Here is a 12,235-nt window from a genome sequence, read left to right as displayed (position 1 = left end):
ATTTCAGATAGTGTATCAGATTCGTAAAAGTAGGTGTTCTCTTTTCGTAGTGAGCGATTCATCGCTCAATACAAGATTCCCGACTTCTTTAAGAAGTCGGGAATCTAAGGTATATTAGACAGCTTATTCCCCTTGGCTGTTTCTCCCTTGCATTTGAAACGCGAATTGCTGCTTGAACTTTAACATCAAAATCAGGATCGTCTAAAGTCGCAATCACGTTGCGTGGACGTGTACTAAGTCTATCTAGATATGCCTGAAGTGCCATTTTGTCTTGACGATGTTGGAGAAAGTATTGTCTCAATTCTTCATCGGACATATCAGCATAATTAATCTGACTCATCAGAATACCTCTCCATTCGGTGCAATCTGATAGCAAACACGATATAAGCTTTCTAATTGAGCTTCAGCAGGCATCCGAAACACTGACTGTACACGTCGCCTATTTTACCATTCGTCCTAGTATTCTTAGGAATGAGCGCAAAACTAACTTCTTGTAGGGGACAATTCATGAATTGCCCCTACGTAAATTCAATGGTGACGGCGATTTTTTGCGTAAGTCCTGATTATGTAAAAAACTGAACAAACCCCAAGCTAAGTGCTGACAAATGTCAAATTTTCCACACTTAGGCAGATGAAATATATTATTCTTATGGGTAATGTTTCTTTACAATAGAAACAGAGAAGGTAAAAGCGAGAAAAAAAAACTTATTGCCAATTTGACCTTTTTATGCTTATTCTTGTTGCAGTATTGCTTCGCAGTATTGCATGAGAGTAGTCAAGCGATCGCTAATTGTCTGGAGTCTAGCTTGAGCAGTAGCTGGTTGCCTCGCTCCTTGGAAAAACATTACATCCAATTCCAACAAGCGCAGTTGCTTGCTCATCTCGGTTAGATAAGACTGTTCCCTTGAATTATCAGGCATCTGAGTATCTTCCAGAGCCAAAGGCACAATCTGCTGCTGAAACATTTGCTGCAAAGATGCCACACGCAGCCGCAGTCCGGGCGCATTTAGTTCAGTACTCGTGGTATAGTCACGTAATTGCTGGAGCAACATTGCGAATGTGTGATACTTATGGCGATTTAGAGACATTAAATGCTTCTTGAGATACTATTAATGTCAAGATTTTTTTCTTCTAAAACAGACTTTTTAAACTTTTATTATAATTACTCGCCTCAAATGATGCTAGGGGGCTGCACGCTGCCATAATTCCATTTTCCCAACTATGATTGTTGACACTCAAACCGGATAAGATAGCAATTCTTCTTGCCAGCAAATCGTTCTAACACTGCTTTTACCGCTTACTAATTAAGGCAACAATTAGGCGGCAATGGCATTGTCAGAGTACATCCACTTAACCACAGATTACCTTAATTTCGATTTTATGAGCGGTATACTTATAAATTCCCCAGTTGAAATCACCCTTCCGGATTGGCTAAAAAAATGTTTACAAGAGTCATCCGCACTTAACGCCCAAGAAGATGACAAAAAGCGTTATGATACAACTTTGATTTGTCGAGCATTTAAATTTGCTTACGAGTTGCATCAAGGTCAATACCGCAAATCGGGAGAACCATATATTTGTCATCCCGTAGCTGTAGCTGGATTGTTACGCGACTTGGGGGGAAGTTCTGCCATGATAGCAGCGGGATTTCTCCATGATGTCGTCGAAGACACAGATATTACAATTGAGCAAATAGAAGAGCATTTTGGAGCAGAAGTTAGACAATTGGTAGAAGGTGTTACCAAGCTTTCTAAATTTAACTTCAAAAGCAAAACCGAAAGCCAAGCTGAAAACTTCCGACGAATGTTTTTGGCAATGGCACAAGATATCCGAGTAATTGTAGTGAAGTTGGCAGATCGGCTGCATAATATGCGAACTTTGCAGTTTATGTCAGAAGAAAGTCGTCGCCGCAACGCCCAAGAAACGCGAGATATTTTTGCTCCCTTAGCTAATCGGTTGGGGATTTGGCAAATAAAATGGGAATTGGAGGATTTGGCATTTAAGTATCTCGAACCAGAATCTTTTCGCCAAATTCAAACACATGTCGCCGAAAAACGAGCAGCGCGAGAAGAAAGACTGGAGAAAATTACGAAAACTTTGCGCGATCGCTTGCAACAAGCCGGTATTGAAGTCATCGATGTCAGCGGGCGCCCGAAGCATCTTTATAGTATTTACCAAAAAATGCAGCGACAGCAAAAAGAATTTCACGAAATTTACGATTTGGCTGCATTGCGAATTATTGTTAAAACCAATGAAGAATGCTATCGCGCTTTGGCTGTAGTTCACGATGCCTTTCGCCCAATTCCTGGTAGATTTAAAGACTACATCGGACTGCCCAAACCAAATCGTTACCAATCGTTGCATACTGGTGTGATGGGTTTTACAGGTCGTCCTTTGGAAGTGCAAATCCGAACGCAGGAAATGCATCATATAGCCGAGTATGGAATTGCTGCTCATTGGAAGTACAAAGAAACAGGTGGTTCTAACAACATTCAGGCAACGGCACAAGATGAGAAGTTCACTTGGTTGCGGCAGTTGTTGGAATGGCAAAGTGACCTGAAAGACGCTCAAGAATATCTGGAAAGCATCAAAGATAATTTATTTGAAGATGATGTTTATGTCTTCACCCCTAAGGGGGATTTAGTTTCCTTAAGTCCGGGTTCCACAACAATAGACTTTGCTTATCGGATTCACACAGAAGTAGGAAATCATTGTGCGGGGGCGCGGGTAAATGCAAGAATGGTACCATTATCAACGCGCTTGCAAAATGGCGATATAGTCGAGATTTTGACGCAAAAGAACAGCCATCCAAGTTTAGATTGGTTGAACTTTGTGAGAACTTCTGCGGCGAAGAATCGGATAAAACAATGGTACAAGCGATCGCGCCGTGAAGAAAATCTTGCTCGTGGGCGAGAGTTGTTAGAAAAAGAACTCGGTAGAACAGGTTTTGAAAGTTTGCTGAAATCAGAAGCAATGTCAGCTGTAGCCGAAAAGTGTAACTATCATAGTGTGGACGATTTATTAGCGGCTTTGGGTTACGGTGAAATTACCTTGAACTTAGTATTAAATCGTTGGCGAGAAATAGTCAAAGCGCAACAACCTGCAACAAACGTCATAGAAATTACATCAATACCTTCACCTAAAGCTTTGCGAGACGTACCAGCAATCAATCGCGCTAGCGATTCGCCAATTGTTGGGGTAGAAGGATTAGTGTATCATTTAGCTGGATGTTGTACGCCAATTCCCGGAGAGTCGATTATTGGTGTAGTGACGCGAGGTAGGGGAATTTCCATCCATCGCCAAGGATGTCATAATTTAGAGCCAGTAGAGTGCGATCGCTTAGTACCAGTTAGTTGGAATTCAGCCAGGGAAAATCGGAATCGTCCGCAAACCTACCCAGTGAGTATTCAAATTGAAGCGCTGGATCGAGTGGGAGTATTGAAAGACATTTTATCACGCTTGAGCGACCAAGGAATCAACGTCCGTTACGCTCAAGTAAAAACCGCTTTTGGACAACCAGCGTTAATGGACTTGGGGATTGATGTAAGCGATCGCTTTCAACTCGAACAAGTATTTATCCAAATCAAGAAAATGAGCGACATTCTCAACATTCGTCGCGTCGGTCAAATCGACGAATAGCCTAATTCGTAGGGTGCGTTACTTCGTTAACGCACCACCGTAGTGACGCGATTTATCGCGTCCTTCTTTTTCCATAATTATCATCTCCCCGCTTTCATCCATTCAGTATAATCACTAAAAAACTTTTAACTTACGTATTAGATTTACGTAACTTTTCTCATCTATTTTCATTACCAGTAAAGTTACATTGGACAGATTCTAAAATTATAAAGATTTTATAAATCATGTCCAAACTTCTGGTAACTCAATATCATACAGAAGTAGAAAAAATAATTCAATATGGTGGTTCCCGCAAAGAAACATCAATAAGAGTTGCCTTCCAAAACTTACTTAACGAGTATTGCAAACCCAGAGATTTTCAACTCATCCCAGAATTAGATTATAAAACTCGAAACGGCAAAATAGTCTATCCCGATGGCACAGTAAAAGATGCATTGCGTTTAGATTGGGGTTACTGGGAAAGCAAAGACCAATATGACAACTTAAACCAAGAAATTGATAAAAAATTAGCAAAAGGCTACCCAGATAGTAATATCCTGTTTGAAGACTCGCAAACAGCAGTTTTGATTCAGGGTGGAAATGAAACCTTGCGCGTTTCCATGAGAGATGCTGACGCGCTAGATGGAATTATCACACATTTTATCAACTATGTTCGCCCAGAAGTTAAAGATTTTCGCGAAGCAATTGAAGTATTTAAAACAGACTTACCAACTATTTTAATTGCATTGCGAAACTTAATAGACATTCAAAGCGAAACCAACGCAAATTTTCAAACAGCAAGAGCGAAATTTTGGCATATTTGCAAAGAATCAATAAATCCGGAAGTCACTTTATTAGACATTCGGGAAATGATGATTCAGCACATATTGACAGAAGATATATTTATCAACATCTTCAACGAATCTCAATTTCATAAAGAAAATAACATTGCGCGTGAATTACAACAAGTAATCAACACCTTTTTTACAGGTAACACAAAAAGAAATACCCTCGGCACAATTGAACGTTACTATAAAGTAATTAGAAGAACTGCTGCGAACATTTACAACCATCATGAAAAGCAGAAGTTTCTCAAAGCGCTTTACGAGAACTTTTACAAAGCATATAATCCCAAAGCTGCGGATAGATTGGGTATCGTTTACACACCAAATGAAGTTGTGCGCTTCATGATTGAAAGTGTAGATTACTTAGTTCACAAGAATTTTGGTAAGTTGCTTGCTGATAAAGATGTCGAAATTTTAGACCCAGCTACCGGCACCGGGACTTTTATTACTGAGTTAATCGATTATTTACCCAAAGATAAACTCGAATACAAATATAAGCATGAAATTCGCTGCAACGAAGTAGCGATTTTACCTTATTATATCGCCAACTTGAATATTGAATACACCTATAAACAAAAAATGGGTGTATATGAAGAGTTTGATAATATATGTTTTTTCGATACACTTGAGCATACATCATTTGCAGGCAAGCAAATGAATTTGTTTGCCATGAGTGTAGAAAACACAGAAAGAATCAAGCGACAAAATGAAACTGAGATTTCTGTAATTATGGGCAATCCACCTTATAATGCCAAACAAGATAATTTCAATCAAGATAATGCCAATCGTAGTTATGAAGCGATAGATAAACGTATCAAAGATACTTATATCAAATACAGTAAAGCGCAGAATCGGATTGTTCTATATGATATGTACACTCGGTTTGTTCGATGGGCATCTGACCGTCTAGGCAAAAATGGTATTGTTGCTTTTGTTTCTAACAATTCTTTTATCGATGCTATAACTTACGATGGATTTAGAAAGATTGTAGCTGAAGAATTTAATGAGATTTATATTATTGATTTGAAGGGTAATGCTCGCACAAGTGGAGAAAGACGCAGAAAAGAAGGTGGTAATATATTCAGTGATGAAATTAGAGTAGGAACTGCCGTTTACTTTTTAGTGCGAAATGAGAAGACTGAAGGATTTAAGATTTTTTATAATGCAATTAAAGATTATGCTAAAGCAGATGAAAAGAAAGCATATTTGATTTCTCATAATCTTAGGACTTTGAATTTTACCCATGCTATACCAGATAAACAGCATAATTGGGTTAATTTGACTAATAATAACTTTGATAATCTTATACCTTTAGTTGATAAAGATGTAAAAGCAGGTAAAGCACAAGAAGCAGTTTTTCAATTGTTTTCCAGAGGCATTGCAACTCAGCGAGATGAATGGGTTTATGACTTATCTGCCGAAAATATCTCAGCTAAAATGAAGTTCTTTGCAGAAATTTATAATAGTACACTTGCAGGTTTAAATAAGGTAAGCATTGATATTAAATGGGACAGAGAACTAACGAAATATTTGGAAAGAAGGATAAGCAAAGATTTTGAAGTAAAAAATATAAAAGAAAGTTTATATAGACCTTTTTTTAAAACACAGCTTTATTTTGATAAGCATTTTAACGGCATGACTTATCAGTGGTTTGATATTTATCGGGAAAATGATTCACAGAATAAATATATAGCTTTTTCAGCTTTGGGCAATACGAAGCCATTTCATTGTTTAGCTACTAATTCAATCATTGACTTACACCTGACCGGAGATTCTCAATGTCTTCCCCTCTACCGTTACGACAAAGACGGAAACCGACACGACAACATCACCGACTGGGGATTGAAACAATTCCAAAATCATTACAACGACACCACAATTACCAAACTAGATATTTTTCACTACACCTACGCAGTCTTACATAACCCCGCTTACCGAGAAAAATACGAACTCAACCTGAAACGCGAATTTCCCCGCTTACCCTTCTACGATGACTTTCAGCAATGGGTTAACTGGGGTAAACAGTTGATGGAATTGCACATCAATTATGAAACTGTCGCACCCTATCCTTTAAAACGAATTGATTTACCTTTGGGTAAAGATAGAAAAACCACACCCAAAGCGAAACTAAAAGCTGATAAAATTAACCAAAGCATCATTTTAGATGATGTCACAACTCTAAAAGATGTCCCCAAACTCGCTTGGGAATATCACTTAGGCAATCGTTGCGCTTTGATGTGGATTTTGGATCAATATAAAGAAAAGAAGCCAAAAGATCCAACTATTGCCGAAAAATTCAATACTTATCGCTTTGCAGATTATAAAGAACAGGTGATAGATTTACTACAACGAGTCTGTACTGTCAGTGTGGAGACGATGCAGATTATTCAACAGATGAAAAGTGAAAAATAAAGACAGAATATTGTGAATTTACATAAATATTGATGCAAATGATGTTATTTTATACAATGAGCGTCCCAATGAAAATACCCGCACCCTAGAAGGGTGCAGCTATACGAACTAAGCCCACCTGCGTGGGCTAAAATTCTTATAGCCTGCGGAGGCAGGCTTTGTTCGTATAGCCCCAGGCTTCCAGCCTGAGGGCGATTTTTCCCCAAATATAATCGTATTTTTATGATATATGAACTGCCATTGATAACAAGCGATCGCCTATTATTACGACTAGCGACCACATATGATATACCGCAAATTATAAACTACTTCACAGAAAACAAAACTTATCTTACACCATTCTATCCTCAATGGAACGAAAAATTTTTCACACAAGAATATTGGCAGATACAAGTAGAGATAGATTTACAAGAATTTCTCAATGACCTAGCATTAAAATTATTTATTTTTGCTCAGTCAGAACCAACAACAATTATCGGCAATATTAACTTTCGTAACATTATCCGGGGAGCCGCTCAATTTTGTTCTGTAGGATACAGTATTGCCGAAACTGAACAAAGTAAAGGTTATATGACAGAAGCACTAAATGCAGCAATTGAATATGTCTTTCAAGAATTAAATTTACACCGAATAATGGCAAACTATATGCCTCACAATCAGCGTAGCGGCAATTTGCTAAAAAGGCTAGGATTTGTTGTTGAAGGATATGCGAGAGACTATTTATTAATTAATGGACAATGGCAAGACCACATTCTCACGAGTCTGACAAATCCTAACTGGCAACCTTAGAAAGCAAAAAATAAACATTTAAATCAAGATTTTTTCAAATGTAATACTAAATCCCAAATCTAAAATCCAAAATCGTATAAGATGCACCCATTCGCCTAAATTAGGCTTTAATTAAAGAACTTGCAGTAGACTTTGGTTCAGCCAGTCCTCATACCAATCATAAAAACTTAAAGGTTCCTGTTCTTCTTCAGATGATTGAAAGTCATCTGGATCGTCAGCATGGAAATAATGACAAAAATTCAAAGTAGCAGGATAAATTCCACAATCATTAGTCCGGTCATCTATCCAGATTTTTCCTTTTTGTTCTCCAGTAATAACTAACATAGCGTAAATACCACAACCATAATGTGCAATGGTGATAGTTCCCTGAACAAATTGGCTGTCAAAGTATAGGTTGCTTTCAGAATCGGCATTGTCTTTCATCATCAAACTTAAATCATTCCACGCTTCTTTTAAGGGAAATGCTTTGCACAATAAACCTTCATTTTCTTGACTCGGTATTGCTGTTATTTCACTTTCATTTTCCAAATCTGGTAGTCTGTATAAACCGTATCCTGGTCCAGTGCCACCATTACCAACTTCTAGCAAAAAGTTTCGATATTCACAGGGAAGCCGAATATTGTATTTAACTTCAAAAGCTTCAATTTCAGCTTCCTCCAAGCAAGGGTTGAATTGATATTGGTGTGATTCTGAGCCAAAAATTTGAAATGTTGTATCTAAAATTGCTAATTGAGTCAACTTGTTTCTTATTTGCCAAAGTTTATCCATTCTGCGCTCCAGATTTTAAAGGTGGCGCTGCCATAGACAAATTTTAGCGAGCCTTGTTCAATTAAAGCTAACAAAAGTGCTGTCATTTCCCACCAGAGGTAGTATTAAAGAAAGAATATACCAAGTTTGGCTCGTAATGACTTTGGCTGAAACTGAAAACGACGCTTCTAACAATCCCTTTGTTGCTCTCAACTACGAACCAGCTTTAGAATCTCTAGGGGATGACTACTACGACGAAGTTGCAGCAGCAGAATTTCCCCAACACATCCTGCGCTGGCGTAACGACGCACTTCTGCCGCGTTTGGGACTAAATCCTCAAGCAGTAACAGACGAAGATTTTATCGTCGCCTTTGGCAAATTTGAAGGGCGCAAACCTTTGTTAGCGCTGCGTTACCACGGCTATCAATTCGGTGAATACAATCCCGGCTTGGGTGACGGCAGAGGCTTTCTCTACGGGCAAGTACGCGGCACTGATGGCGAATTGTACGACTTTGGCACAAAAGGTTCTGGGAGAACGCCCTACTCCCGTGGTGGAGATGGAATGCTCACACTCAAAGGCGGTATGCGGGAAGTTCTCGCGGCAGAAGCGCTGCATTATATGGGCGTGCGAACCTCGCGCTGTTTGAGCTTGGTTGAAACAGGTTTACCTTTGTGGCGCGGTGATGAACCTTCCCCGACTCGCTCATCAGTAATGGTCAGGATGAGCAAATCTCATATTCGCTTTGGCACTTTTGAGCGACTGCACTATCTTAAACGTCCAGATTTAACCAAAAGGCTTTTAGACCACGTAATTGAACAGTATTACTCACATTTAGTCGCCACACAAGATAAATACGCTTTATTTTATGCAGAATTAGTTAAGCGCGTAGCAGAACTAGCAGCGCAATGGATGGCAGCGGGCTTTTGTCATGCGGTCTTAAATACTGACAATATGTCGATTACGGGTGAGAGTTTTGACTATGGACCTTATGCATTTATTCCGAGTTACGATCCGTACTTTGTCGCTGCGTATTTCGATTATTATGGGCGCTACTGCTACAGCCATCAACCGTTAGTTTGCAAGTTGAATTTAGAAATGCTGCAAGAACCGTTAAAAAGTGTTTTTGCTCAAGATGACATGGAATTTGGGCTATCAACTTTTGATGAGCATTATCATAATGAATATCGCTCTTTAATGTTGAAAAAATTGGGTTTTGAGCAGTTGCCTATATCAGATGCTGAAGAACTTTTAAAGGCAACTATTGAATTCTTAAAGATGTATCCAGTTAGTTATCACCACTTTTTTGCGGAAATGGCTAGCAGCTTTTCTACCAAGTGGGGAGATAATGCCAGCGATATTCTTAGAGATTCTGAGATTGGGCAATCTTTAGGAGCAACAGAGTTATTTGTCAATTGGTCTGGTATATATCATAGAATTTTGACTAATTTAACTCCAGAAGAGGTAGAAAAAATTGGTCAGTGTCTAACTCGTTATAATCCGCAAACGCCGTTATTAAGACCTGTGATTGAATCTATTTGGGAAGCGATCGCTCAGGAAAATAATTGGCAACCTTTTTATGAGTTACTTGAGAAAATTCGGTCGGGTCAATAAAAAATCGCCCTCATTTGACCAAAAAACCCTCGTAGAGACGTTCCACCGGAACGTCTCTACAATCGTGAAAAATATTTTTTCTCGTTCCTTACCTCTGGCAAAAAACGAGGTATGATGGGTTTTTCTACTAAGTCCAGTAGAGAATGCGACCTTGAGGAAAACGCCGTCGAATCTCGCTTTCAAAAAAGCGGCGCAGCATCTTCATTGTGTCACCGTCGTAAACATACTTTGTGCCGCCAAACTTGTTGCGTTTAACGCTGCGTGTCGCTTCGTCCATATCCAGCTTTGATTGAGGATACCAAGTTTGTAGTACCTCTTTTGACCCAGGTGTGAAGCGGTGGGAAATTAATTCAAAAGTCAAGTCACAATCAAAATCTAATGCTTCACTGATAGAATCAAATAAACGAGTATAATGTGCTTCCCAATCGTCTATAGGCATAATTGGGGCAATTACCAACCCCACCGGATAGCCGCCACCACCTTTTGACTGAGGTAACGCCAAGCGCCGCAAGGCATTAAGCCGGGAAGCTACTGGTGCGGTGCCGCCCTCAAATCGACCGGAAACAGGCGCAGCATTGACACTCATCCTCATGCGCGTATGACCGTTGTGCGGTAAGTCGAGTAAATTATCTACTCCGTCAAACTTGGAAACAGTACGCAGATATCCATTCTCCCGTGTGCCAAAGTAGCGAATGCATTCAGCGAGGCTGCCTGTCAAATGCTCAATACCCAAGGGGTCGGTATAGCAGCTAACTTCAAAACTCGTGGCTTTATTCGGTTGCTCGTATGCTGCGAGATTTTGCAATATTTGCGGCAAGTTGGCAAAGACGCGGATAACTGGCGGACCTTGCAAACTACCTGCAAGATAGCAGTATTGACAATGTGCCGGACAACCTTCGGCGATATGAAATTGCCAATCGGCGGAAGGGGGGATGGGACTAAGTTTGAAAGAACTGGGGGGTGCGGTGACGACTGCGAGAGTACGCTTGGCAATATCATAAGTGTCGCGATCGCTCTCACCCCGCAAACCAGTCAGGCGATTTCGCGGCAACTCTTCTACAGGTAAATTAAGAGACTTGAAGCGCTGTAATATCTCCTGCCCATAAGATTCTTCTAAGGCTGCGGGTGTAAATACTACGCGATCGGGCATCCACAAACGAGGCTGACGCGCAACTTGATTATCTGCAATTGCCTGCATACTATCATCTCCGTATTGCTTGGCACTAAAAATCACTGACAACAAAAGGGCGGTTCCGTAGTTGGCGAAACGCCCATTATAAGAACGTTGGTTGAAAACCTTGTGGCTTTAGCCCAAGGATGAAAACCGCAGGCAGTCTTCAGGCTGCCGATTTGGTGGTAAGATAATCAATGTGGCAGGGTAATCAACCACATTAAAAACCCAATTGCTACCTAACTCGTAGACGCTGCACCTTGACAATTGAAGATATGGAGTTCTATTCCACAGTTCTAGTTCCACCCAGGAATAGGTAAAATCTTCATGGGAACTAGACGACCAGCTTTGTACAGACGCGACCGGTCGCGTCTCTAACAAACAAATTTTGGAGTCATCCAACTACGGTAGGGCATACCGAAAGTAACGCTTGGGGAGAGAACCACCTATGGCTTAGATATCGCAAGGGCTTTAAGTTAAGTGGACTCATTGAACCAAGAATCTCCGCGCATTTATGCCGGAGAGTGTCAATTAACTAATTCTCTAAAACTTGGCGGATGCGCCGCTCCAACCGTTCAAGATCCAAACCGCCTTCATCACGACTGATCCGCCGCACAGTTGAGTTAACGTTGCCTAAATCTACCAATAAATCTTGGAGAATTTCTTGCTGTTGACGTGATTGAGTAACTTCTCGCGGCTCCTGCACCAAATCACGCACGATGGTGTCTTCAGCCCGCGAAGCGATAACTGGGTCGTTTTGCCCCTGTAGATGAACAAAAGTTCGCCGCCCAGGTCCGCGCTCTTCCTCAATTGGTACTACTGCTGTTACCTGATCTGAGCGCACGTATTTTCCGAATCCCAGATGGACTAGCACTGATGACTGTATTTTCATGTAGAAGAGTGTTTTTTTTCTGACTTACTTATATTTTAAATTGAAGTTAAACGACCTAACATCTATAACTAGAACGGGTTCTACCCAATGCACGAGTAGTAGTTTCCCGTTGCAAATCCTCATATTATTTCTTTGTGATTTTGCGCTTT

At 40.2% G+C, this 12,235-nt stretch carries 9 protein-coding genes; 4 read left to right on the top strand and 5 right to left on the bottom strand.

The window, feature by feature from the left end; translation table 11 throughout:
- Positions 1–88: 88 nt before the first annotated feature.
- Positions 89–340 (bottom strand): DUF6887 family protein, encoded by a 252-nt coding sequence (locus tag AABK37_RS12650; RefSeq protein WP_432551913.1) that lies wholly within the window; start codon positions 338–340, stop codon positions 89–91.
- A 391-nt stretch (positions 341–731) separates the two neighbouring features.
- Positions 732–1,088, bottom strand: a complete 357-nt coding sequence (gene patD / locus AABK37_RS12645; RefSeq protein ID WP_432551912.1) for a heterocyst frequency control protein PatD — start codon at positions 1,086–1,088, stop codon at positions 732–734.
- A gap of 292 nt (positions 1,089–1,380) precedes the next feature.
- Here patD and AABK37_RS12640 point away from each other — a divergent pair, with 292 nt between their 5' ends.
- The 3 genes from AABK37_RS12640 to rimJ all read left to right on the top strand — a co-directional run bounded on the left by AABK37_RS12640 (position 1,381) and on the right by rimJ (position 7,664).
- A complete protein-coding gene (locus AABK37_RS12640; protein ID WP_432551943.1) occupies positions 1,381–3,639 on the top strand; it encodes a RelA/SpoT family protein in 2,259 nt (752 codons plus the stop codon).
- A 224-nt stretch (positions 3,640–3,863) separates the two neighbouring features.
- A complete protein-coding gene (locus AABK37_RS12635; protein ID WP_432551911.1) occupies positions 3,864–6,875 on the top strand; it encodes a type ISP restriction/modification enzyme in 3,012 nt (1,003 codons plus the stop codon).
- Between the two features lie 222 nt (positions 6,876–7,097).
- A complete protein-coding gene (gene rimJ / locus AABK37_RS12630; protein ID WP_432551910.1) occupies positions 7,098–7,664 on the top strand; it encodes a ribosomal protein S5-alanine N-acetyltransferase in 567 nt (188 codons plus the stop codon).
- A gap of 111 nt (positions 7,665–7,775) precedes the next feature.
- Here the strand turns inward: rimJ and AABK37_RS12625 are convergent, their stop codons facing one another.
- Positions 7,776–8,432: an SMI1/KNR4 family protein gene (locus AABK37_RS12625; RefSeq protein ID WP_432551909.1), complete on the bottom strand. Its 657-nt coding sequence runs from the start codon at positions 8,430–8,432 to the stop codon at positions 7,776–7,778.
- Positions 8,433–8,568: 136 nt separating this feature from the next.
- Between AABK37_RS12625 and AABK37_RS12620 the strand changes: the two genes are divergently transcribed.
- Positions 8,569–10,023 carry a protein adenylyltransferase SelO gene (locus AABK37_RS12620; protein ID WP_432551908.1) on the top strand — a complete coding sequence of 485 codons (1,455 nt, stop codon included), beginning with the start codon at positions 8,569–8,571 and terminating at the stop codon, positions 10,021–10,023.
- A 127-nt stretch (positions 10,024–10,150) separates the two neighbouring features.
- Here AABK37_RS12620 and AABK37_RS12615 read toward each other — a convergent pair whose 3' ends face one another.
- Positions 10,151–11,173, bottom strand: coding sequence for a spore photoproduct lyase family protein (locus AABK37_RS12615; RefSeq protein WP_432551942.1), 1,023 nt, complete (start codon positions 11,171–11,173; stop codon positions 10,151–10,153).
- A gap of 556 nt (positions 11,174–11,729) precedes the next feature.
- The gene (locus AABK37_RS12610; RefSeq protein ID WP_039739955.1) at positions 11,730–12,086 is read right to left on the bottom strand and encodes a hypothetical protein; all 357 of its coding nucleotides are present in this window, start codon (positions 12,084–12,086) and stop codon (positions 11,730–11,732) included.
- Positions 12,087–12,235 lie beyond the last annotated feature (149 nt).

It is taken from the genome of Tolypothrix sp. VBCCA 56010 (assembly GCF_050875635.1).
Lineage (GTDB): Bacteria > Cyanobacteriota > Cyanobacteriia > Cyanobacteriales > Nostocaceae > Hassallia.
Note: the sequence above shows the minus strand (reverse complement) of the source record. Positions and strands in the feature narration are given on the sequence as shown.

Coding starts and splice junctions, on each gene's coding strand:
- AABK37_RS12650 (WP_432551913.1), bottom strand. CDS start 340: ATGAGTCAGATTAATTATGCTGATATGTCCGATGAAGAATTGAGACAA.
- patD (WP_432551912.1), bottom strand. CDS start 1,088: ATGTCTCTAAATCGCCATAAGTATCACACATTCGCAATGTTGCTCCAG.
- AABK37_RS12640 (WP_432551943.1), top strand. CDS start 1,381: ATGAGCGGTATACTTATAAATTCCCCAGTTGAAATCACCCTTCCGGAT.
- AABK37_RS12635 (WP_432551911.1), top strand. CDS start 3,864: ATGTCCAAACTTCTGGTAACTCAATATCATACAGAAGTAGAAAAAATA.
- rimJ (WP_432551910.1), top strand. CDS start 7,098: ATGATATATGAACTGCCATTGATAACAAGCGATCGCCTATTATTACGA.
- AABK37_RS12625 (WP_432551909.1), bottom strand. CDS start 8,432: ATGGATAAACTTTGGCAAATAAGAAACAAGTTGACTCAATTAGCAATT.
- AABK37_RS12620 (WP_432551908.1), top strand. CDS start 8,569: ATGACTTTGGCTGAAACTGAAAACGACGCTTCTAACAATCCCTTTGTT.
- AABK37_RS12615 (WP_432551942.1), bottom strand. CDS start 11,173: ATGCCCGATCGCGTAGTATTTACACCCGCAGCCTTAGAAGAATCTTAT.
- AABK37_RS12610 (WP_039739955.1), bottom strand. CDS start 12,086: ATGAAAATACAGTCATCAGTGCTAGTCCATCTGGGATTCGGAAAATAC.